The organism is Haliea sp. E17 (assembly GCF_048323675.1).
Taxonomy (GTDB): Bacteria; Pseudomonadota; Gammaproteobacteria; order Pseudomonadales; family Halieaceae; genus Mangrovimicrobium.
Genome location: NZ_JBLWFK010000004.1, coordinates 174,277 through 198,176 on the forward strand (window position 1 = coordinate 174,277; position 23,900 = coordinate 198,176).

Annotated in this window: 14 protein-coding genes; 9 read left to right on the top strand and 5 right to left on the bottom strand. The window is 54.2% G+C overall.

Features of this window, described 5'->3' with window-relative positions; genetic code table 11:
* Nucleotide 1: 1 nt before the first annotated feature.
* The 3 genes from ACNKU3_RS11295 to ACNKU3_RS11305 are packed head-to-tail and all read right to left on the bottom strand — an operon-like array spanning nt 2 to nt 4,207.
* Complete coding sequence (locus ACNKU3_RS11295) at nt 2-2,860, bottom strand: insulinase family protein (protein ID WP_418259572.1); 2,859 nt, start codon at nt 2,858-2,860, stop codon at nt 2-4.
* A 15-nt stretch (nt 2,861-2,875) separates the two neighbouring features.
* Complete coding sequence (locus tag ACNKU3_RS11300; protein ID WP_418259573.1) at nt 2,876-3,955, bottom strand: AI-2E family transporter; 1,080 nt, start codon at nt 3,953-3,955, stop codon at nt 2,876-2,878.
* A gap of 18 nt (nt 3,956-3,973) precedes the next feature.
* Entirely contained in the window at nt 3,974-4,207 is a 234-nt protein-coding gene (locus tag ACNKU3_RS11305) for a sulfurtransferase TusA family protein (protein ID WP_418259574.1), read from the bottom strand.
* 184 nt (nt 4,208-4,391) lie between these two features.
* Here ACNKU3_RS11305 and ACNKU3_RS11310 point away from each other — a divergent pair, with 184 nt between their 5' ends.
* Nucleotides 4,392-5,873: a M48 family metalloprotease gene (locus ACNKU3_RS11310; RefSeq protein WP_418259575.1), complete on the top strand. Its 1,482-nt coding sequence runs from the start codon at nt 4,392-4,394 to the stop codon at nt 5,871-5,873.
* A gap of 22 nt (nt 5,874-5,895) precedes the next feature.
* Here ACNKU3_RS11310 and nadA read toward each other — a convergent pair whose 3' ends face one another.
* Nucleotides 5,896-6,969: a quinolinate synthase NadA gene (nadA, locus tag ACNKU3_RS11315; RefSeq protein WP_418259576.1), complete on the bottom strand. Its 1,074-nt coding sequence runs from the start codon at nt 6,967-6,969 to the stop codon at nt 5,896-5,898.
* A 287-nt stretch (nt 6,970-7,256) separates the two neighbouring features.
* Here nadA and ACNKU3_RS11320 point away from each other — a divergent pair, with 287 nt between their 5' ends.
* The 7 genes from ACNKU3_RS11320 (at nt 7,257) to ACNKU3_RS11350 (ending at nt 22,397) form a co-directional block, all read left to right on the top strand.
* Nucleotides 7,257-8,963 carry a putative bifunctional diguanylate cyclase/phosphodiesterase gene (locus tag ACNKU3_RS11320; protein WP_418259577.1) on the top strand — a complete coding sequence of 569 codons (1,707 nt, stop codon included), beginning with the start codon at nt 7,257-7,259 and terminating at the stop codon, nt 8,961-8,963.
* A 90-nt stretch (nt 8,964-9,053) separates the two neighbouring features.
* Nucleotides 9,054-10,850: a putative bifunctional diguanylate cyclase/phosphodiesterase gene (locus ACNKU3_RS11325; RefSeq protein ID WP_418259578.1), complete on the top strand. Its 1,797-nt coding sequence runs from the start codon at nt 9,054-9,056 to the stop codon at nt 10,848-10,850.
* A gap of 23 nt (nt 10,851-10,873) precedes the next feature.
* Nucleotides 10,874-12,856, top strand: coding sequence for a S8 family peptidase (locus tag ACNKU3_RS11330; protein WP_418259579.1), 1,983 nt, complete (start codon nt 10,874-10,876; stop codon nt 12,854-12,856).
* Nucleotides 12,857-13,146: 290 nt separating this feature from the next.
* Complete coding sequence (locus tag ACNKU3_RS11335) at nt 13,147-13,695, top strand: hypothetical protein (protein ID WP_418259580.1); 549 nt, start codon at nt 13,147-13,149, stop codon at nt 13,693-13,695.
* Between the two features lie 182 nt (nt 13,696-13,877).
* Nucleotides 13,878-18,347, top strand: a complete 4,470-nt coding sequence (locus tag ACNKU3_RS11340; protein WP_418259581.1) for a two-component regulator propeller domain-containing protein — start codon at nt 13,878-13,880, stop codon at nt 18,345-18,347.
* 205 nt (nt 18,348-18,552) lie between these two features.
* On the top strand, nt 18,553-21,411 hold the full coding sequence (locus tag ACNKU3_RS11345) for a ligand-binding sensor domain-containing protein (protein ID WP_418259582.1): 2,859 nt from the start codon (nt 18,553-18,555) through the stop codon (nt 21,409-21,411).
* A 92-nt stretch (nt 21,412-21,503) separates the two neighbouring features.
* Nucleotides 21,504-22,397 (top strand): FAD:protein FMN transferase, encoded by an 894-nt coding sequence (locus ACNKU3_RS11350; RefSeq protein WP_418259583.1) that lies wholly within the window; start codon nt 21,504-21,506, stop codon nt 22,395-22,397.
* A 6-nt stretch (nt 22,398-22,403) separates the two neighbouring features.
* On the opposite strand, the gene ACNKU3_RS11355 is transcribed toward ACNKU3_RS11350, so the two are convergent.
* Nucleotides 22,404-23,162, bottom strand: a complete 759-nt coding sequence (locus tag ACNKU3_RS11355) for an enoyl-CoA hydratase/isomerase family protein (RefSeq protein WP_418259584.1) — start codon at nt 23,160-23,162, stop codon at nt 22,404-22,406.
* 148 nt (nt 23,163-23,310) lie between these two features.
* On the opposite strand from ACNKU3_RS11355, the gene ACNKU3_RS11360 reads away from it, so the two are divergent.
* Nucleotides 23,311-23,898 (top strand): DNA-3-methyladenine glycosylase I, encoded by a 588-nt coding sequence (locus ACNKU3_RS11360; protein WP_418259585.1) that lies wholly within the window; start codon nt 23,311-23,313, stop codon nt 23,896-23,898.
* The last annotated feature ends 2 nt before the right edge of the window (nt 23,899-23,900 follow it).

The window sequence follows — 23,900 nt, forward strand, 5'->3', positions numbered from 1 at the left end:
GTCACTCTACAAGATAGACCCTGTGGCCGGATTTCAACTCCGCGGCGGACTCCACCCGCCGCTGGGAACCGGCGGGCAGGGTTTCGCGGGCACCCGGGGCGGCGACCTGCAGGGAGTGACGCTGCTGCAGGAAAGTGGTGTTGTAGTAGTCCTGCCACTGCTCCAGGGTGAGTGCGCGCAGGGCTTCGGCCTGCTGGTCACGGGAATCGAAATCGAACTGCTTGCGGGCCAGGGACTGCCAGTAGAATTCCGCGCGCTGCCACATGTTCTCGTCCGGCCGCAGTACCTCGTTCAACAGTGCCTGCTTGTTGCGGGCAAACTGTTCCGCATCGATCTCAGCGGGCACCGAGCGCAAGTACGTGTCCATGGCTTCCGCCAGCACTGCCGTGTCAGCCACCGGCGACTGGATCAGCATTACCAGCGCCGGGATGTCCATTTGCGGCCAGTAAAAGGCCGAGACCATGTAGCCCAGTTGCTGCTCGGTGCGCAGTTGCTGGAAGAAACCGGATTTGATCAACTGGCCGGTCATCGCGGTCGCCGCGCGATCCTGCCAGCTGTTGCCCGCCCCCTGCAGGTACCAGGCGAGCACCGCATCTTCATGCTCCAGGGCAACCGGGTAGAGCACCGATTCACCCGCTTTCAGCTCCAGTACCCGCAGGGGCGGCAGGGCTGCCGGCATCCCCGCCGGCAGCAGCACCTTGAGCTGGCCGGCCAGCGTGGTTACTGCCTCTGGCGGGTAGTTGCCGTAGACCAGCGCCTGGGCGCTGGCGCCCTGCCAGAAGCGGTTGGCGTAGTCCTCCAGGTCCGCGAGGCTCATGCCCTGGAGTGCGGCAATCAGCGCCTCCTCTCCCCACTCGCCATAGAGCAGCGACTCCCGCAGGTCATCCATTGCCTGCCGGCCCGGGTTCTGTGCCGCCGTATTGCGCAGGGAGCGAATCATGTCCGCGCGAATGTTGGCGAAGCGCGCTGCATCGAAGCCCGGCGACTTGATGACGGCGAACAGGTCATCGAGCAGGCGCGACTGCTTGTCGTTGTAACCACTGACCCGCAGGCTGATGCCCTGTGCGTGCTTGTAAAGACTGAAGTTGAGACCCGCCAGCATGGCCGGATAGGTATATTCGTTCACCCGGTCCATCAACAATGCCGTGTACAGCGCCGCGGCCGCGGACTGCTCGGGGCTCTGCCCCACCAGTGGTGAACGGAAATTGATATAGGTGGCGCCACGCGGAATACGGAACTCGCTGCTCTGGGCAAACCAGATCTCACTGCGCTGGTCGCCGTAGACCTTGCCCGGATTCCCGGACATACCCGGGACCAGCGGCACCAGGGAAACATCCTCGGCGATGAAGGCATTGGGTGCCGGCAGGTGGAACAGACTGGCGGCCTCCGGATTGCGCCAGGCCTCGGGCACGGCGCCCTGCAGCGCCTGCACCGAATACGGTGTGGCGTAATTGCGCGACTCCCGGTCGGTCGTGACCGAGGGCGCCTCGAGGATGACCACCGCGCGGTCAGCGGTGATGTCCGCCATCAGGCCCGCCAGCATGGCGGAATCGTAATCGTCCATGATGTAGGCGCCGCGCAGGATGTCCCGGGGCGAATAAACATGCATGTTGTCCGCCAGGCGCGCAACGTAGGACATGGGACTGCCCTTTTCCTTGAATTCGAAAGCCAGTTCAGCCAGCTGCCCCTGCTCCTCATACAGCCAGCGCTTCGGCCCCTGCTGGCGCAGCATATCCATGTAGCCAAACAACAACTGCAGGATGCGATCGTGCTCGCTCACGCCTTTCTCGGTAAGCGTTACCGTGACACTGAACAGCGAACCGCCATTCCATTGCAGCCCGTTGCCCGCGGCGAGGCTTTCCGCCAGCCCCTCGGCTTTGAGTTGCGAGAGCAGGCTGCCCTCCCCCTCATGGCCTACCAGGTTGCCCAGGTAGGACAGCGGCTGGGCGTGGTACTCGGCACGGTAATCATCGATGGGAAAGAACACCTGCAACTCGCGCGAAGAGGCCTGCGGCCTGATCTGCACGAACAGCGGCAGCTCGTCGGGTTCGAACAGCGGCTGGTCGATCTGCGCAACTCCCAGCGACTTGTTCGGCACCGGGGAAAATTTCGGCGCCACCATCGACTGCAGTTCATCCAGCGACTGCGAACCGAGCACCACCAGTCGCATCAGGTTGGCGGAATAGTGACTGTCGTAGAACGCGATGAGGTCGTCGCGCACCTTGTCGCCGGGGCGGTCAGCCAGGGTTTCCAGTGAACCGACGCTGAAGCGGCTGTAGGTGTGCTGCGGATTCATGACTTCCTGCAGCACGTCCATGCCGCGCCGGCCGTCGCTGCTCAGGCCCATCTGGTATTCCGCCTCGACCGCGTTCTTCTCGCGATCCACATAGACCTCGTCAAACTTCGGCGCCACGAAGAACTGGGCAAAACGGTCCAGCGCCTCGTCCAGGTAGGGGGCGTCGATATCGAAGAAGTAATTGGTGTTCTCGGTGCTGGTATAGGCGTTGTGGTTGCCGCCGTGCCCGGTGATGAACTCTTCGTACTCGGCGGAATCCGGGTACTTGTCCGTGCCCAGGAACAGCATGTGCTCGAGGAAGTGGGCGAGGCCCTCCCGGCCCGGCGGGTTATCGGCGCTGCCGGTTGCCACATCCAGCGAGGCTGCGGCCGTCGGCGTGTTGGGATCGGAAATCAGCAGCACCTGCAGCTGGTTGTCCAGCGTGATGTAGCGGTACTCCCGGCTGTCGCTGGGGCTCTTGACCGGCTGCGCTGTTTCGGGGGGCAGGCTGGCACAGGCGCCCAGTAACAGTGAAACCAATAGAACGGCGGTAGCGGTATACCACCGCGACAGGTGTTGACTCATGCATCACTCCACAGATTATTCGACTGGTACGTCGGCCGCTACAATGTCGCCGCGCGACGGCCAGGCATAGATTACGGCCTTGATCATGGTGGCCAGGGGGATCGCGAAAAAGACCCCCCACAATCCCCAGATTCCCCCGAAGAAGAGAATCGCCAGGATAATCGCCACCGGGTGCAGGTTCACCGCCTCGGAAAACAGCAGGGGTACCAGCACGTTGCCATCCAGTCCCTGGATCACAAGATAGACAACACAAAGCACATAAAAGTCATTGGAAAAGCCCCACTGGAAAAACCCGACAGCCAGCACCGGCACGGTGACCAGGGCCGCGCCGATATAGGGGATGATGACCGACAGGCCCACCAGCAGCCCCAGCAGGGCGGCATAGCGCAGTTCTATCCAGGCAAAGCAGATATAACTGACGCTGCCGACAATGATGATTTCGAGAACCTTGCCGCGAGAATAGTTGGCGAACTGCTGGTTCATCTCCCCCCAGATACGCCGCAGCAGGGGGCGCTCGTCGGGCAGGAAACCACCCAGCCAGGAGAGAATCAGCTCGCGGTCGCGCAGGAAGAAAAATACCAGGATGGGGATGAGGATCATGTACATCATCACCGAGAACACCCCCGGCAATGAGGCCAGCGAGCGGGTTACCACGATCTGGCCCATGCTGGCCGCCTCCGCCTGGGCGAGCTCGATAAGCCCGGCAATCTGGTCGCTGCTGACCAGCCCCGGGTAGCGCTCCGGCAGCACCAGCAGCACCTGCTTGCCCTGGTCGATATAGCGGGGCAGATCACCGGCCAGCGAGGCCAGCTGCCGCCATACCAGCGGAAACAGGCCGAGGGTGACACCGAAGAAGCCGCCGATAAACAACAGGTAGGCAAGGGCCACCCCCAACCAGCTGGGGACCCCGTGCTGCACCAGCTGTCCCGATACACCCTGCATCAGGTAGGCCAGTACGATGGAGGCGAGCAGGGGGGCGAGGATGTCGCCGATGGTCATCAGCAGGAGAATCGAGCCGACGATCAGCACCAGCAGCAGTATCGCCTCCTCTTCAAACAGGTAGCGCCGGCCCCATTTCTTGAACACTTCCAGCATAGCTCGAACTCTCCGTGATCAGCGCTTTTGCAGCAGGTAGCTGTAGACTCCCGCGTCACAGGCGGATTCGAGCAGGCGATGGCCGGATTGCCGGGCAAACACCTCGAAGTCGCGCTGCGAACCGCTATCGGTTGCCAGCACCCGCAACTGGTCACCGCTGGCGAGACTGTTCAGGGCCCGTTTGGCCTTGAGCAAGGGCATGGGGCATTGCAACCCGCGCGCATCCACTTCCGTCACCACCTGCTGGCTCATGTGTTCACTCGGTTATAAAACAGTGGCCTGAGTATACGCATTCGCCCCGACGGAATGAACTTTGGCAGCGCGCGGTCATCGAATTAGGCGGAACCAGAGATTCCACAGCAGTGTGTCCCGGCATCCGCTGCCTGGGATACAATCAACCTTTTCAGGAAAGACCGAAACCAAGTGCCCTGACCCCGTGTTGTATTCCTCCACCGCAACCCCGACCGGCTGGCGCCGGCTGTTACCTGCCCTGCTCGCCGCAACGCTTTCGACGCCCGTAGCAGCTGGCACCGCGACGGACGGCCTGAAGCTGCCCAACCTGGGCGACGCCAGCACCAGCATGTTCTCGGGAGAATTCGAGCACCAGATCGGCCGTATCTGGCTGCGCAGTTTCCGCAGCCAGGTGCACACCATCGACGACCCCCTGCTCTACGAATACCTGAACAACCTGATCTACCAGCTGGCCACCCACAGCCAGCTGCAGGACCGGCGCCTGGAACTGGTGATCGTCGACAACCCGACCATCAACGCGTTCGCAGTACCGGGCGGGGTAATCGGCGTCCACAACGGCCTGCTCCTCTACGCCCAGAGCGAAGACGAACTGGCCACCGTGCTGGCCCACGAACTTGCCCACCTCAGCCAGCGGCACTTTTCCCGCGGGGTGGAATACCAGCAAAACCAGATGCCGATCAACCTGGCCGCCCTGCTGGCCGGCCTGGTGGTCATGGCGACCGCAGGCGGCGAGGCGGGTATGGCGGCGATCAACGCCTCCCAGGCCCTGGCGCAGAACAATGCGCTGCGCTTCAGCCGCCAGAACGAACAGGAGGCCGACCGTATCGGCATGCAGACGCTGGTCGACGCCGGCATGGACCCCTACGCCGCGCCGGCCATGTTCGAGCGCATGCTGCAGTCCTCCCGCTACACCAGCGCCGAACGCATTCCGGAGTTCCTGCGCAGCCACCCGCTGTCGGAGAACCGGGTGGCCGACACCCAGAACCGGGCGCGCCAGTACCCGCGCCAGATACACCCGGACAACCTCGAGTTCCAGCTGATGCGGGCGCGGGTGGTCAACCAGTTGAGCAACACCCCCGAGGAAGCGGTGCAGTACTTCCGCGGCGCCCTGCAAGGCTCCCCGCGCTCCCCGCAGGCCGCCCGCTACGGCCTGGTACTGGCATTGATCGACGCCGGGCGCGCCGACGAGGCAGCCCTGGAACTGGACAGCATCTGGTCCGGCGACCCGGACCGGCTGGAATACATCATCGCGGGCTCCGAAATCGACCTGCAGAGCGGCAACCCCCAGAAAGCGGTGGATGCGCTGCGCCAACAGCTCGCCCTCAATCCCGGCAACCACCCCCTGACCATGCAGTACGCCCGGGCCCTGACCCGCAACCAGCAGCCCCACATTGCCGAGGAAGTGCTGGTGGAGCAGAGCAAGCTGCGACCCAATGACCCCGGCCTGTGGTATGAACTGGCGGAGGTGCAGGGGCTTTCCGGCAACATCATCGGCCTGCACCAGGCGCGGGCGGAGTATTTTATTCTCAACGGTTACCTGGACCAGGCACAGCAGCAACTGGAATACGCACAGAAGCTCGTGAAGAACGACTACCCCACCAGCGCGCGGATCAACCAGCGGCTGGCGGATGTGGCAAAGATGCGTGAGGAGATGGAGCGCCTCTGACCGGGCGCCCCGTTGCGCGGGATCAGGCGTTGCCTTTGACCGGGACGTTGAGCCCGGCGGCAAAATCGAGCATGCGCTGCAGGGGAACCATGGCTTTCTCGCCCAGGCCGGGGTCGACGAAGATCTCGTTATCATCGCGATCAAACACCGCGGCCAGGGCCTCGAGGTCGTTCATGGCCATCCAGGGGCAGTTGGCACAGCTGCGGCAGGTTGCGCCTTCACCGGCGGTGGGGGCGATGATCAGCTCCTTGTCCGGCGCCTCCTGTTGCATCTTGTAGAAGATGCCCTGGTCGGTGGCGACGATAAACTGCCGGTTGGGCATTTCCTTCGCCGCGCGAATGATCTGCGTGGTGGAACCCACCCGGTCGGCCAACTCGAGCACCGACTCCGGGGATTCCGGGTGCACCAGTACCGCCGCCTCGGGGTAGACCGCCTTGAGGTCGGCGATCCCGCGGGCCTTGAATTCCTCGTGCACGATGCAGGCGCCATCCCACATCAGGATGTCTGCACCGGTTTCACGGCGCACATAATTGCCCAGGTGCTGGTCGGGCGCCCAGATGATTTTCTCGCCCAGTTCCGCCAGGTGCTCCGCCACATCCAGCGCGATGCTCGAGGTGACCACCCAGTCGGCCCGCGCTTTCACCGCCGCGGAGGTGTTTGCATACACCACCACGGTGCGGTCGGGGTGCTGGTCACAGAATGCGGAGAACTCGTCGATCGGGCAGCCCAGATCCAGCGAACAGGTGGCCTCCAACGTCGGCATCAGTACCCGCTTTTCCGGGGTCAGGATCTTGGCGGTCTCGCCCATGAACTTCACCCCGGCGACGACCAGCGTCTTTGCCGGGTGCTCGCGGCCGAAGCGGGCCATCTCCAGGGAGTCGGAAATGCAGCCGCCCGTCTCTTCCGCCAGCGCCTGTACCACCGGCGAGGTATAGTAGTGCGCCACAATGACCGCGTTTTCCTCGACCAGGCACGCCTTGATGCGCTCCTTCAGCGCCGCTTCCTCGGCGGGAGACAGGCGCTGCTGTTCGGCGTGATCCAGGTGGTTCTGGACCTGCAGGCGAATGGACTCGAGTTTTTCGGAAGCGATGCTCATGACGGACAGCGTGGAGTGAGCTGGAAAGGGGCGCAAAGTCTACCACAGTTTATTAGGCCCGGTAGCCGCCACAAAATTCCCCCTGCCCGCGTATTCACCACTTTTGGGCCACGCTGGGGAGCGCTGGATGGAACTGCGGCATTTTTTGTGAACATTCACTAGAAATTTTCTCAATGTTTCCGTATAACTTCATGTTATATAAAGGATAAGCGCAACGCGCAGATCGGTGTTAATGGCGCGGGCCTTACACCGGCACCAATAATCAGGGCGATGACCAGGGGCCATTAGTGGGGCAATACACGGTATTGATCATTTCCGAGAATCAGGCGGACCACCTGATACTCGGCCAGTGCCTGCAGCGCGCGACCCCCAAACGCTTCCAGTTGATCGTGCCGGAGTCCATGGAACGCCCCGTGGAAACCCTCCTCGACCCCGCGGTAGATGCCGTCATCATGGCGATGGGCGCGGAGACCGAATACCTGTTGCGGCTCGCCCAGAAGCACGACTCCCCGACCCCCATCATCCTCCTGCTCGACGAGGAGAATTATCCGCAGATAGAACAGATGCGGGACCTGGGCGCCCGGGACTACCTGCTGCGCAGCCAATTGCACGACAACCTCGTGCACCGGGTGCTGGACTACACGATTCGCCTGAGCGAAGCCGAGCACCGCATCCAGCAGCTCTCCCACCGCGACTCGCTCACCGGCGCCCTCAACCGCGCCGGTTTCCGGGCGCACCTGGAACGCGCCATGGAGCGCTCCCGGCGTTACGGGTTCAACACCGCGCTGCTCTACGTCAATATGGACCAGTTTGCCAATATCAACGATCACTACGGTGAAGCCGACGGCGACCTGATGATCAAGACCATCTCCCGCCGGCTGCTCAACAAACTGCGCAGTACCGACAGCATCGCCCGCATGGGAGCCGACGAGTTCGCGATCGTCCTCGAGGACGTGGCCAGCGCCGAGGACGTGCAGCAGATTGCGGAAAAAATGCTCAGCTCGATCGCCGCACCGATGATCCTGAGCGACCAGCAGGTTTCCATCGCCGCCAGTATCGGCGCGGCCATCTACCCCGACGACGGGCAGGAGTTCCCCGACCTGGTGGAATGCGCCCGCTCCGCCATGCAGCAGGCCAAGAGCATCAGCGGCAGTAAATTCGTTCGCTTCAGCGAGCAGCTCTCCTTTGACCACGGCGGCAACAGCACCCTCGCCGCGGAACTGCGCAACGCCGTGCGCAAGAACCAGTTTGAACTGCACTACCAGCCCCGGATCGACCTCGGCACCGGGCGCCTGGTCGGCCTGGAAGCGCTCCTGCGCTGGAATCACCCGGAACGCGGACTGTTACTGCCGCGCGAATTTATCAGCGCCTGTGAAGACATGGGCCTGCTCAAGACCATCGGTTACCAGGTAATCCAGCACGCCTGCTCGGCACAGGTGTGGATGGAGGAACAGGGCATTCACGATGTCGATGTGGCCGTGAATATCTCCTTCACCCAGTTCCAGGATGACCCCTTTGTCTCCATCGTCAAGGAGATCATCAAGCGCACCGGCTGCGAGCCCTCACGCCTGGAATTCGAGCTCACCGAATCCACCATCCTGAAAAGCCCCGAGGCCGTCCAGCAGCGCATGGACGAATTGCGCCTGCTGGGAATTTCCTTTTCCCTCGATGACTTCGGCACCGGATTTTCACAGCTGTCACACCTGACCGAACTGCCGATCTCGGCGCTCAAGATCGACGCGCGCTTCGTCCGCGACCTGCCCCACAACGCGCACCAGGCTGCCGTCTGCAACATGATTATCGAGATGGGCCGCCGCATGGACCTGCTGGTGATCGCGGAGGGAGCGGAAACCTACGAACAGATCGAATTCCTGCGCGACAATCATTGCCAGCAGGTGCAGGGTTTTTACTACAGCCCCGCCTTCCCCCTGCAGCAACTCCCCCGTTTTATCCAGGAACAGCACTACAAACGCCGCGAATCCCTCATTCCCTGAGCGAACTGGTGTAAACTCCATTCTTGTCTAGGCGGGTGCCACAAGGGATGGTAGCCTATTGGCAGATAAGACTACCGTTCCCGGATATCGATGCCCAGTCACGATGGCCTGCTCCCCCGGGCCAAAATTCTAGTTTGCGACGACGACTTCAACGTACGCCTGCTGACTCGACAGTGCCTCGAGTCCGAAGGCATGACGGTGCTCGAAGCCAGTGATGGTATAGAAGCCATCGACATCTTCGTGCGCGAGCGCCCCGACCTGGTGTTCCTGGATGTGGAAATGCCGGAAATGAACGGCCTGGAAGTGTGTCGCCGCATCCGCCAGTTGCCCCAGGGCGAGTCTATTCCGATCATGATTGTCACCGGCTCGGACGACCGGGAATCGATCGACCAGGGTTTCGAAGCCGGGGCCACCCAGTACAAGACCAAACCGGTCAACTGGACACTGCTCGGCCGCGACGTCCAGTACATGCTGCGCGCCAGCGACGCCTTCAATGCGCTCAAGCGGCAGGAAGACCGGCTGCGTTATCTCGCCTACTACGATCCGCTGACCAGCCTGCCGAACCGCCGCAGCTTCAACGAACAGCTCAACCGCATACTCAAGCGCTGCCGCCGCCACGGCACAGGCGCCGCGCTGATGTTCATCGACCTCGACCACTTCAAGCGGATCAACGACTCGATAGGCCACGGGCGTGGCGACCGCCTGCTGGTCGAAATCGCCAAGCGCCTGACGCTGGAACTGCGCGAAGACGATGCCATCAACTATTACACCGACAACAGCGCGGAAGACTTCCCGGAATCAAACACCGAGATCGCTCGCCTGGGTGGCGACGAGTTCACCGTCGTGCTTTCGGACATCGCCGATTCCAACCAGATAGAAAGGGTCGCGAAGCGGATTCTGGACACCCTGTCCCAGCCGATTCCCCTGCAGTCCCACAACCCGGTGGTAACGCCCAGCATCGGCATCGCGCTTTACCCACAGGACGGTGAAAACCCGGACACCCTGCTGCGCAACGCGGATACCGCCATGTACGCAGCCAAGGCCGAAGGCCGGGCCTGCTTCCGCTTTTACAACGAACAGATGAATGCCCAGGCGGTGGAACAGCTCAAGATGGAAGAAGAGCTGCGCCACGCCATGCGCAACCACGAACTGGAGTTGCGCTACCAGCCCCAGGTGGATTCCCGCACCGGCGAAGTCGTGAGCATGGAAGCCCTGGTCCGCTGGAAACACCCGCAGCGGGGCATGGTGCCGCCCGGGGAGTTCATTCCCGTGGCCGAGCGCACCGGGCAGATTATCGAACTGGGAGAATGGGTTCTGCACGAGGTGGTCCGGCACTGCCAGTACTGGGACTCTCTCGGGCTCAAGCGGTTTTCCATCAGCGTCAATATTTCGCCCCTGCAGTTCAACCAGAGCGGATTACCGGAATGGCTCAAGGAGTTCCTGGAAACCTCCGGGCTATCCCCGGACCGGCTGGAGCTGGAACTCACCGAAAGCGCGATCATGAACGACGCGCCAACCAACATTGAAAAGCTGCGGAAACTGAAAGCCCTTGGCCTGAAACTCGCCGTGGATGATTTTGGTACCGGTTACTCCTCCCTCAGTTACCTCAAGCGCTTCCCCATCGATACGCTGAAGATCGACAAGAGCTTTGTCGCCGATATGCAGACTGCCGACGGCGCGGCCATCGTCGAGGCGATCATCGCACTTTCCAAAACCCTCAACCTGGAAGTGATCGCCGAGGGTATCGAGGAAAAATCGCAGCTGGATTTCCTGATCAAGCGGGAATGCGACCTGCTGCAGGGCTACTATTTCTCCCGGCCGATTTACCCGGAAAACGTACCCGACATCCTTAACGAGCGCTTTCTCGACGAGCCCCGGGCCAGCTGAATCGATTCCGAACCCCGCCCTTGATGCCGCTTCGCCAACCAGTCATCGCCCTCGCCCTGTGCCTGTACACCGTGACCAGCGTTGCACAATCCACAGAGCCGGAACTGGAGACGATGCTGCAGGGCGAATCCGCCCGGGCCATGGCGGCCCTGGTTGACGCCCACGGCGGACAGATCACTCATGTCCTTCCCATCATCAATGCGGTGGGTGCCAGGCTCACCCGGGGCCAACTGGATAGCATCCTCGCGACCGGTGAGGTCAGCCGCCATATCGACGACCTTGCCCTGAATGACCAGCCAGAGGGCTCGCCTACCCTCGATGCCCCCGCCGATTGCAATGTTTCCGGCGCGGTGACCATTCACCAGAGCGGGAATGAAATCACCTGGCAGCTGTTCAACAAGCATTCGTCTGCCGCCGAACTGAACCGCCTGACGCTGACCTGGCCGGCCGGCCTGGGCCACCTGAAAGGACTGGAACTCGATGACAGGGACCTCCTGACAGAGGCCCCCGCCAGCAAAGGCAGTGCAGACCTCACTTTTGAAAGGCCAGCAACGATAGCCGCCGGGCAGGAAGCGAGCCTTCACTTTCAGCTTGAGCACCTCGACAGTGGACCAATGCCACCGCCACAGAGCCAGTTCACCATCCGGGCCGGATTCAGGGGCGGGTGTGAGACCAGCCTGATTCCCGGCTACCCGGACAATCTCAGCGACTATTACTACAGCGATGTCTCCGGTGCCGGCGACTTGCACCGCCAGGGTGTGCTGGGTTCCGGGGTAACCGTAGCGGTACTGGATTCCGGGCTCTGGGAACAGCCGCGGGAACTGGCCCTGGACAGCCAGGGCGAGCCGCGCATTCCCGCACGCTTTGACGCCATCGCGGGCCAGGATGTCGAGGTCGCTTTCGATGAAAGTGGTCACGGCACCCACCTGGTGAGCGCCCTGGCAAACAGCGGCAAGACCCTGCAGGGCGGACGCCCGACCGGCAGCTTCAGAGGCATCGCACCCGACGCGCGGGTTATACCGATCAAGGCCTTCCGCGAGAATGGACAGGGCTCAATGCTCGACATCGTACGCGGCATCCAGTGGGCCGTGGACAACCGGAACCGCTACGCTATCAGAGTGCTCAACCTTTCGTTTGCCGCCCGCCCTCGCTGGCCCTACTTCCTCGATCCCATCAACCAGGCCGTGATGCAGGCCTGGAGGGCAGGCATCGTGGTCATCGCCGCCGCCGGTAACGAAGGCCCAGAGCTGATGACCATCGGCTCTCCCGGCAATACCCCCTATATCATCACCGTCGGCGCGGTCACCGATTCCTGGACACCCACGGACAGGGCGGATGACTATATCCCGGATTTTTCCTCTCGCGGCCCAACTCCGGAAGCCCATATAAAGCCCGATATCGTTGCCCCCGGGGGACACATCACCGGACTGATCAGACCCGGCTCGGGACTGACCCTCGAACACCCCGAATATCTCCTCGACCCGGACACCTTCGTGCTGACCGGCTCATCACAAGCGGCCGCCATCGTGTCCGGCCTGACCGCACTGCTCCTGCAACTGGAACCGGAGCTCTCCCCCGATGACGTGAAATGCAAACTGCTTACCGGCGCCGACCCGGCGATCAACAGCGATGGCAAACTCGCCTACAGCCCCTTCGAACAGGGACAGGGCTACGCCAACGTCATTCGCGCGGTGCTGATCGGCGAGCGCGGCTGTGGCAATACCGGCCTTGATATCGACAAGGACCTCGCCATGCAGGAGCACTTCGAGGGCCCTTCGATTGTCGACAGTGCCGGCAACATTACCCTGCCCAACCTCAACCAGATACTCTCCCCCATCCCCGCGGCCAAGGGCCACAGCGATACCCGCGCCTGGGGTATAAAAGCCCATATCGAGCGTGAAGCACCCGACCCGGCAGCAGCGGCAGCGGCAGAACCGCCGCTGGACTGGGAACTCCTGTATGAGCTCGAACGCGAGCGCGTGGAAAAAATTCAGAACGCCCCCTGAAGCCCGCCATTGGGCGCCTCTCCCACCCCGAAATCGACACTTATTCTTTTAATTTCAACAGGTTACAAGACCTCCCTGCCAGCCTGCGCTAAATTTGCCCGCTAAACCCCCAAAACGACCTAACCCAAAATGGGTATTGGTACCAATTCAGAAAGCTACTCAGTGCTCGTATAACAAAGTCAAGCACTCAAATCGAGGTTTGTGACCTCAATCTCATAGAATGTGCGGGAAGCTTGAAACGAGTCACAGATGGTGACAGCCACTCTGGCCAGAGAAAGGACGTACGAACAATGACTACTAAATCCGCTTTGAAGATTGCATCCATCGGCACCCTCGCCGCAGTACTGCTCACCCCCCTGAGCAGCCTCGCAGAGGTTAATTCACAAAGCACTGGCGCCACTCAGTCCAGCCACAGTCTCGTTCACCGCGTCAGCCACACCCTGGCCAACGACCGGACCTACGCAGCTTCCGGCAATTCAGGCTATAAGTGGGCCAAAGGCACCCAGGCGACCGAAACCAGCGCCACTTGGGCTACCAAAGCCAATGCCCAGGCCGGTTACAAGTGGAATAACGCCGTTGCAGCTGAGCAAAACAATGAACAAGGTTATGCCAGCAATGCAAACTACCAGTGGGGGAGCATGAGCTTTTCGGAGCAGTCGGCGTACAAATGGGGACTTAGAAACTTCTCTGAGCAGTCTGCATACAAATGGGGCCTCCGTAATTTTCCAGAACAGTCGGCATATAAGTGGGGGCTGCGTAGCTTTTCCGAACAATCTGCATACAAGTGGGGCCTTCGTGGCTTCTCCCAGCAGTCTGCTTACAAATGGGGACTCCGATAGCCAAATCGGTGTTTGAGTTCATATCAAACTAGCTTTACTCAACCTTCTAACCCCAAAGGGCTCCTAGCATAAATACGCTAGGAGCCCTTTTCATTATTAACATAATGAATAGGTTTGGGGTTTATCTATATAATCAAAATTAGGTATATCTTCACGAACTACTCTTTCGATTAGTAGCAAGCATGCGGAATTTTATTTTTTTCATAACGCTAGCTTTTACTGCAATATTCCCAAGCCCAAGCAGGGCTATAGTGGCGTTCGCACCTACGATCGACTTTTACGAAGCCCCTTTTTCAAAAGACCTTACACAACAGACTGTTATCCAATCATTTCAGGACTCCAGGGGCGCACTCTGGCTCGCAACCCAGGAGGGTCTGAACAGATATACTGGACTAAGGCTGAACAATTTTAGGCATATCCCTGGTGATACAGCCTCAATATCATCAAATAACGTATCAAGAATTGCCGAAGACGGAAGAGGCGACATCTGGATTTCCACATTAGGAGCTGGAATTAATCGATACGACCCAATTTCCAATAGCTTCATCCAACTTCGATCCGACCCCAACAACAGAAATACGCCCCTTTCTGATACAGTCACGACCATATTCTGGGACAACGCCCACCAGATTTTATGGATTGGTTATAACAATGGACTGAGTATTTTCGACCCCACAGAGTCATCTTTTCGACATTTTACTTCAGCGTCAGGATCACTACCGACAACCGGACTTATATACGACTTTGCTCAAACGAGTGACGGTTTCGTTTGGGCGGGAACAGAAAGCGCAGGACTTATTCGACTGGAAGTGGGATACACAAATTCTACGAGGACAGTATCAAGCCAGGCAGTGGAAATACCAAATGATAGAACCTCAGTAACACGAGTAACCTCCACGAGTCATGATGACCTATGGATAGCCACTCCAGACGTTGGGGTTTTTAGATATGACCCAAAATCTGAAGACCTGAAACACTACGAACATTCAGCCACCAACAGTGCATCAATATCCTCGAACAAGATTTTTGATATCTTTGAAGACGACCGCGGGCGAATTTGGGTCGCCACAGTTGAGGGGCTCAATCTAATAACACCTCAGAAAAATGCAGTAACGACGTTTATCCATACAACGTCAAATTTACCCTCAAATATGATTACAAGTATTTATCAAACACGGGAGGGATTGTTTTGGATTGGCACAATGAACGGCTTGGTATCCGGCAGCGAAGTTCATATACCCAAATTCGATTCAAATAACTCAAAGCTATCGAGCAACGGGGTAAATGCCTTCGCCGAAACTTCAGATGGCACTCTTTGGGTTGGAACCGACAATGGTCTAAACAGGTTGCGCCCCAATAAGACAAACTTCGAATGGATCAATGAGTACTCCAAGCCAAGCATTTCGAGTTCCGTAATAATGAGCCTAATGGGAAACAAGCAGACCCTGTGGATTGGCACATATGATGCGGGACTGAATATTATCGACCTTAACACCGAAGAGGTTAAAGTTTTCCGACACAGTCGCTTTAACGACGAAACAATAGGAGCAAATGGCGTTACGTCCATTTTAAAAACCAACTCAAATCTTGTCTTAGTTGGCACATATGGGGGCGGACTGAGCACATTCACTCCAGATGGAAATTTAATCAAAACCTTCCGCCACACTGCAAATGTTAGCAATTCTCTAAGCAGTGACATGGTAATTGCACTTTATGAAGATTCTTTTGGCTACGTATGGGTCGGAACTGAAAACGGCCTAAATAGATTTGACATCAAGAATAATGAATTCACCCAATTTTTGAGCGACCCACGAAAGGCAAATAGTCTAACCAGCGATACTATTTGGGAATTCTATGAAGACGATGAATCTAACCTCTGGATAGGGTCATCTGGAGGAGGATTAATATCATGGCCTGCCCAAGAACGCCTTCACCTAAACCCGTACTTTGTAAGCTTTTCGGCAAAACTTGAAATAGCCAGTTCTGATATCTACGGAATAACCAGCGACGCGGAAGGCAATCTGTGGCTCTCTCATAACCGAGGAATCACAAGCATTAATAAGGATAAAACCGGGACAACAAAGTATGGCATACGAGATGGCCTACAAAGCACTGAGTTCAATATGGGTGCTTCATTTAAGGGAGAAGATGGATCCATTTACTTTGGCGGCCCAAGAGGCTTCAACATAATTCCCAATGATTTCACTGATAACGAAAGCATAGAACCACTCGTGGCGATTTCATCAATAAAGATAATGAATTCACCAGCAAAATTGAATTCGCCACCGTATGAACTTAGTCAATTAGATCTAACTTACAAAGATAGATTCATAACAATTGAAGCGTACGCCTCAGACTATAAAAACCCTGACCTAGTGCAGTATGCTTACAAACTTGAAGGTATTCATAAGGACTGGATCATATCCGAAGACTCTCACATCGCTTCGTTTACTACCCTACCTCCAGGAGAATACAAATTACGCTTCGCTGCAGCTAATCCAAGTGGGATTTGGAACTGGGATGCGATCAGCTTGCCAATCGTAGTTCACCCGCCACCGTGGCTAAGCAACTATGCCTACTCTCTATACGCCATAACTCTAATGCTGCTACTTTTTCTAGTCTACAGGAGACATAACTCCCAACAATTAATAGCGATAGCCCGACAAAAGGAACTTGAAAAAAAGGTTCAGGAACGTACAGCAGACCTACAAATCGCCAGAGCTGCAGCCGAATCTGCCAACAAAGCTAAATCTAACTTCTTAGCTACTATGACCCACGAGATTCGAACACCTCTGCACGGCATGATTGGAATGACTCAATTGCTCATGCAGACCGATTTAAATGAACAACAAAAGCAATTCACCAAAGCAGCCCATAACAGTGGGCAATCACTACTAAAAATTATCAACGAAATTCTAGACCTCTCAAAAATTGAAGCTTCGAAAGTAGAAATTGAAAAGACCGAATTCGATATTGTTGAGCTTCTGGATGAGACCTGCTACTTACAAAGCGAACCCGCTGCTCGAAAGGGTATATACATCTACAATATATACGACCCTTCCTTAGCAGAATTGGCCATTGGCGACCCTACTAAAATACGCCAGGTCGTTATGAACCTCTTAAGTAATGCGATTAAATTCACCCACAAAGGTGAAGTTGTTTTGTACGCGAGCACAACTAAAATTGATGAAGAAGTCGATGAGCATACTTTATTGGTAAGAGTTTCTGACAGCGGTATCGGCATGGATTCGGAAACTCAAGGAAAAATATTCGACGTTTTTAGTCAGGCAGACTCGAGCATAACAAGGGAATACGGCGGCACTGGGCTCGGGCTTTCTATCTCCAAACAATATGTTGAACTCATGAATGGGACGATCACCGTTGAATCCGAGCCGGGCAAAGGAAGCACTTTCACAATTAAAATTCCGATCGATGTTTTCAAGCATCGGAAAATTAACAGCAAAAATCTGAAACACGAAGTTTGTATCATCACAAAAAATGAAAAAGTAAAACTTCTTCTTGAATCACACCTTTCACTACTTGGCTACTCTCACGTTAGCAGAAGTCAATTGGAAAAACTCAGTGAGAAACAAATTTATATATTAGATACACTAACGTCTAATTACGAAATCAATTTTGAAGAAAAGGGTATACCCGACGCGACCTCGGCGGTCAGGGGATTTAAACTGTCAACAATTTCCAATCATCCCATGAAAATAAAAAACCTGGATTGGCCTAGTATTCTTATTCCAATCAAGTCGAAATCACTGGATCTCACCCTGAATCATCTTAAACTTGAAATTGAGAGCGAGGTACGAATAGCACCACGAGATATTTCTCACAAAAGCAGCCCCAAAATTCATGTCTTAATTGCAGAAGACGTCGAAACCAACCAAAGAATTCTTTCAGAAACCCTGAAGTTGATTGGGTGCACTTGGGATATCGCAATAAACGGTAAAGAGGCTTTCGATCGCTACAAGTCCGATCAATATGACATCGTTTTTATGGACTGCCAAATGCCAGTAATGGATGGAATAACGGCAACAAAACTGATCCGGGAATATGAGAAGGAAAGTAATCATCAGAGGACTCCTATAGTAGCGCTTACAGCAGGGATAGAAGCGCTGGATCCTTCACGATTTTCTTCAGCTGGAATGGACTTCTATGTAAACAAACCATTTTCACTTTCTGAGATAGATGAAATTGTAAGATCGATTTCCAACAGTGCTACCAGCAAGCCAAACAAAAGCACTCACACACCCTCTCCGTCAGTTGAACAAGACAAAGAACCAATAATTGACGAATCTACCTTCGACTCAATTGTTGAACTCTCTATAAAATCAGGTTCTGAATTACTACCTATAATATTCCGAGAATATATTTCACAGATGGAAACGAAGTTATCAGAACTATCGCTAATTGATTTTAATAATGAGAAAAGACGAGGCTCGCAAACGGCTCATGCCATCAAATCCATGAGCGCCAATATAGGGGCGAATAGAGTCAGATTAATCAGCGCGGAACTGGAAAAGTCATATGGAAATGACACCACATCGAAAGACTTCATCCGAGATCTTCAAGAAAACCTCAAATCGTCATTTGATGAGTTTGTTGATTATTCACAAGATAAATTTTCAATTAAGGCCATCTAGAAAAATATTTTTTCCTACAACCGCAATACTTCTTTTAAATTTCCTACTAATAATTCCTTTATTTAGTGAAGCATGTCACGCCACGATAAACGACCGCAACTATCACATCGCAGAATCAAGCCTGAATCACGACATTGAAGAGCCAACAATATCGAGTATCTACAAGGATTCCAGTGACCATCTTTGGATAGGAACACAACATGGTGTGTATAAATTTAACGGTAACAATTTCAGAAAGCTAAAGACCGATGAACCTCGCGACTCCTCTGCAACATCAAATATTTCTGGAATTACAGAGGATCAAAATGGAAGTGTTATTGTCGTCACACACCCTGGAAAAATATATAGATGGAACTCGGAAACTCAAATATTGGAAGATACATATTTCACGAGCAAGAGACTAAATTCCGGATCTGTAAAACTACTGTTCAAAGAGAAAAATACATTATTCTTAAGCACTCGATCCGGACTTGAAATCGCAACCTTGGGCAGTTTTAAAAACTTCCAATGGGTCGGAGAACTGCTAAAAGAAAAAATAACTGGCGAAATAGTTGATGGCCACAGTTACTCTGATCAGTATCTTATCTTCATCGACACAAACACAATCTATATTTTATGCCGAAAAACAAAGTCGTTAATTCAAATCAATATCCCAAACCATTTTCAAGAAATATCAGCATCACAGACCCTTCCTGATAACTCCTTGTTAGTAGCAACAAAGAACAATAATCTCATAACATATTCACTTGAAAGCCTAAAGATTACGAAACACATTAATCTCGAAATAGGAAACCAAACACAAATAACTGATATAGCTGTAGAAGCTTCTACTATCTGGATAGGAACGAATAATGGGATCTATTTAACTGATCTAAATGGAGTAATTCTTGCTCACTTTAATCAGAAGAACTCTGACTTATCGCATGACTATATAACTAAATTGCAACCCGAAGACCAACTTTGGATTGGAACCTTTCAGGGAATTAATCGTGGTGTGAATTCCAAAATAATAACGTTTACACCAGATAATTCTGAAATCTACAGTGACGTTCTCGCTTTCGAAGAAGACAAATTGGGAAATTTCTGGATAGGAACATATAACGGACTCTTTAAAACAGACTCGAAATATCAAAACCTTGAGAGAGTGACCTGGTTAGATAGTTATAATCACCCACTGAAGATTATGACACTCGCATTGCGAGAGGATAAGTTATGGATAGGTCTTCAAGACTCTGGACTTATTATCGCCAATATTTCAACCAGCACATACGAACCTTTCTATCCTGAACTCCTGAAAAGTACTCAAATATCAAAAATCCTTCACGATAACAGCAGGACCTGGATTTCAACATTCGACAACGGAGTTTATCTATTCGAGGACACAAAGCCCCCCACTCATTTTGAACCCTTAGACAATCCTAGCTTCATTGGTCTTTATAAAATTTCTACGGATTTTATATTCGCTTCCGCCGAACAGGGCTTATACCGCATCAATATAGAGGGCAGTTCTTTTGAAAGAATGGGGTTATTTGATGAATATGGCACTGAACTCAAAATCGTCATATTTTCAATTTTAGAAGGGAGTAATGGTAATATTTATTTTGGCACTAAAGATCATGGCGTCTATGTTACTAATATAAAAAAAATATCACTTGATGATATTGTTCTTCGTCGGCTTTCATCCCAGGATGAACTATTAGAGAAAACTGTTTATGGAATATTGGAAGGCTTAAATAGTCACATTTGGGCATCTACTAACAAAGGAGTTTTTAAGCTTTCACAGAGCGGAGAAACAATCTCTCGGCTAACAGCATCCAATGGCCTACAAGATAACGACTTCAACTATGGATCGTACTTCAAGTCTAGCAATAACGATATTATATTCGGTGGAGTTAGGGGATTTAGCGTTATCGATCAAAAAGATACTTGGAAAGCTTTGGAGCAACCCAATATTTACATTAACTCAGTATCGGGACCGGGATTCAGTTGGGCAATAGATCCAGTGGCCTCACTAAAAACTGAACTCAAGATACCCGAATATCGCAATGATTTTTCCATTGTTTTTAGCGTGGCTGACTTTGTAGATCCTAAACTGAATCGATATAAATATAGACTATTTCCAACTGATACTAGCTGGACAGATAGCGGTAATATAAACGTGGCTTCGTATTCAAGTCTCCCCGTAGGAAAGTACACATTTAAGGTGATAGGTGCCAATGCTAACGGCGCATGGAATACCGCAGGTGCAACTATAGATTTCCAGATCGTCGGAAATTGGTGGAAATCGAAGTTGGCATATCTCGCATACATCACAATTCTATTTGTATTATTTTGGTTAATCCTGCGCACATACCGAATCCACATTCTAAAAAATCAAGCCCTCGAACGTGTAAGCGAGATGGAACGCGGCGCATTCCTCAATCAAAACGAACTGGAAGAGGAGCGTGACTATCAGGATGGCGTAATTGACGCTATAAAGACCCAGAATCACGCAATAATGGATATCATTAAAACATGCATCCTCGATACAAATAGCTCTCCAGTCCAGTACAAAAAGATTGCCAGCCAACTCGACCTCCTGCAGGAAATCGAACAGTTCTACGTCTACCAGACGGGTTACCTCGGATTCGATCTACACACTTTTGTGGAAAATATCGTGATTGGCACACTTGTTAACAAGGAATTTGATAACCATCACGTAGTCGTTATCAATTCAACGTCCAGGCAAATCATTCCGGCAAATATTGGCTCCACCCTCGCGGTGATAATCTTTGAACTGGCAAGTAATTCACTTCGCCACGGTTTCGTTGCAGACTCGCCAGTAAACTACATTGATATCTTTTTCGCTTTAAATAGCACAGACAACACCTCCAACCATTACTTTTTGCGGTATAGCGATGACGGCATCGGCTTCCCCCAGGGCATTGATCCTCTGTCGGTTAACTCTACCGGGCTCTCACTGGTGAGATCACTATCCCAATCATTCCACGGCGATCTGTCCGATCGCAGCACCGACGAACAGACCATACTTTGCCTTAGCATCCCTATGCCGGTTACCCATTAACATTGATTAGCTAACATTGCGGTCCGCGCGTTTCAGAAATACTATTGCAGGACTCTGGCATCGGATCCAAGGGATCTATTGGCACTTTATGTATGCTTTTCCGTGAACGGATCAACAGCTTCGGCAAATCCTGCCTTATCTCGATTCATGCCAGTGATGCGGACGCACGCGAATTGGCTGCACTGTCAAAGCGTGAACTTCGCAGGCTGGAGTCCCGATTCAGTTCCTTCCACCCGGAAAGCCTCATTAGCCAGATCAATCGCAGCGCGGGCAACCCGACGCATATCGAACTGGATTCCGAAGCAAGGAGCCTTTTCGAATATGCAACGACACTCTGGAGCGAAAGCCGGCAGGTATACGACCCCACTATCGGAATCGTTAGCTCCTGCTATTCCGAGGACGGGGCATTACGTGCCACCCCACCCCAGGTTTCGAAGTTACTTGCACTGGTCGGCTGGTCAAAACTCCAGGTAAATGAAAGTGGCGCCTACCTCTCGCAGGCCGGTATGCAGATCGATCTGGATAACTGTGTCCGAGTGCATGCACTGGACAGCATACGTAAACTGCTCGCCAGAAACGGCGTTCAGCACGCCTGCATCGAGTTTGACCGCGATGCGGTGACTATCGGGAAACAACCCGATGGTTCAAACTGGCTACTCGGGGTTCGGCATCCTTATCACGGAAGAACCGCCATAGCGCGCATCAAACTCAATAATAAAGGTTTCTCCCAACAGGGTATTTTTGACCAGGGTTACCAATATAACGGTGAATATTATGGTCGCGCGCTGAGTCCCGTCGACGGCTACCCGATACCCGGCCTGCTTTCGGTCACCTGTGTTGGTGACACCTGCCTTGACGCTTACAGTGCGGCGATGCTCGCCCGGCTCAGGACGGAGGAATCGGGGCTCGGCTGGCTGCAAAAGCTGGGATTGCCGTGGATGGCAATAGACCGTCATTTGGGCCTGCATGGACCTCTTGCCCCGTAAGCCCGCTTATTGCCCTGAAAACTCCGGTTCGCGCTTTTCCTTCTGAGCGAGCAAACCCTCCCGCAAGTCGTTTGAGCCGGCGCACGTCGCTACGAGATCAGAAGCCGTAGCCATGTCCAACTGACCACGACCCGATTGCTGGATAATGGCCTTCATGGCCGCTACTGCCATCGGCGCCAGAGCAGCAACACTCGCAGAAAAGCGCTCGACCTCGGGTTGTAACTGTGAAGGTTCAACCACCATGCTCAAAAAGCCAATGTCTTTCATTCCCTGAGTATCAAATTCTTCGGCAGCCATCAGCACCCGTTTGGCGACATTCATTCCCAGCTTTTCCACAAAGCGCTGGATTCCGTTGACCGGATAGCACAGGCCGATCCGGGCTGCCGGCACACGCATTCTGATTCCCGTCACCCCCATCCTGAAGTCACAACTCAGGGCCAGTTCGACGCCTCCACCGAATGCATTACCTCCCAGGGCTGCCAGTGTCGGCATCCTCAGGCTGCCGATACGGTCAGTCACTGCCTGGAAATCGTCGCCCTGGATCAAACCATCCCGAAGATCCTGCAGAGATGCACCAGCGCAAAATGTCTTGTCGCCCCGCCCGGTGACAACCAGCATGCGGACGTCATTGTCACTCTCAACCTGGTCAAGAATTTTGTGGAGTTCATCGAGTTCAATTCGCCCCAGAGAGTTATGCCTTTCTGGCTTGTTCAGGACAATCGTTCCAACATAGCCTTCTCTCTGGTACAGAACGCTTTCAGACATCTCAAAACCTCTTCATATAAAAACTACATACCCGGGTAACCACAGGCAAGCCAGCACGTTACGACCGGGATCGACCAGCCAGATTTCCGCAGCCGCTGGACAGTACCGCACCTGAAGCCCATACTTTGCCGCGACTGATAATTCTGAAATGCTTATGACCGGCAGATGCACCTGGTGCGGCGAAGACCCACTCTACACGCAGTACCATGATAGCGAATGGGGAGTCCCGGTTCTGGACGACCGAACCCTGTTCGAATTCCTGATCCTTGAAGGTGCCCAGGCGGGATTATCGTGGATAACGGTACTGCGTAAGCGGGAGGCATACAAGAACGTATTCGATAACTTTGACCCCGTTAAAGTGGCCCGTTTCACCGACGCCAAGCTGGAGAAGGTGCTATCGAATCCAGCCATCATACGCAACCGGCTGAAAGTGTTTTCCGCGCGTAAAAATGCCCGCGCCTTCCTGGACATACAGGCAGAGTGGGGTAGTTTCAGCAACTATATCTGGCAGTTTGTCGACGGAAAGCCCATCCAGAACCAATGGAAAAGCCAGGCTGACATACCCGCCAATACACCACTATCAGACAAGATCAGCAAGGACATGAAAAAGCGTGGTTTTACCTTCGTTGGCACCACGATCATCTACGCACATATGCAGGCTACCGGCATGGTCAACGACCATACTGTAAGCTGTTACCGACACCGTGAGTGCGCGGCACTGGCCAAAGCCCTCTAGCC

Excerpts from the sequence above, each read along its gene's own strand:
- ACNKU3_RS11325 (WP_418259578.1), top strand. The coding sequence starts at position 9,054 with ATGCCCAGTCACGATGGCCTGCTCCCCCGGGCCAAAATTCTAGTTTGC.
- ACNKU3_RS11305 (WP_418259574.1), bottom strand. The coding sequence starts at position 4,207 with ATGAGCCAGCAGGTGGTGACGGAAGTGGATGCGCGCGGGTTGCAATGC.
- ACNKU3_RS11295 (WP_418259572.1), bottom strand. The coding sequence starts at position 2,860 with ATGAGTCAACACCTGTCGCGGTGGTATACCGCTACCGCCGTTCTATTG.
- ACNKU3_RS11350 (WP_418259583.1), top strand. The coding sequence starts at position 21,504 with ATGCTTTTCCGTGAACGGATCAACAGCTTCGGCAAATCCTGCCTTATC.
- ACNKU3_RS11355 (WP_418259584.1), bottom strand. The coding sequence starts at position 23,162 with ATGTCTGAAAGCGTTCTGTACCAGAGAGAAGGCTATGTTGGAACGATT.
- ACNKU3_RS11335 (WP_418259580.1), top strand. The coding sequence starts at position 13,147 with ATGACTACTAAATCCGCTTTGAAGATTGCATCCATCGGCACCCTCGCC.
- nadA (WP_418259576.1), bottom strand. The coding sequence starts at position 6,969 with ATGAGCATCGCTTCCGAAAAACTCGAGTCCATTCGCCTGCAGGTCCAG.
- ACNKU3_RS11300 (WP_418259573.1), bottom strand. The coding sequence starts at position 3,955 with ATGCTGGAAGTGTTCAAGAAATGGGGCCGGCGCTACCTGTTTGAAGAG.
- ACNKU3_RS11340 (WP_418259581.1), top strand. The coding sequence starts at position 13,878 with ATGCGGAATTTTATTTTTTTCATAACGCTAGCTTTTACTGCAATATTC.
- ACNKU3_RS11330 (WP_418259579.1), top strand. The coding sequence starts at position 10,874 with ATGCCGCTTCGCCAACCAGTCATCGCCCTCGCCCTGTGCCTGTACACC.
- ACNKU3_RS11360 (WP_418259585.1), top strand. The coding sequence starts at position 23,311 with ATGCTTATGACCGGCAGATGCACCTGGTGCGGCGAAGACCCACTCTAC.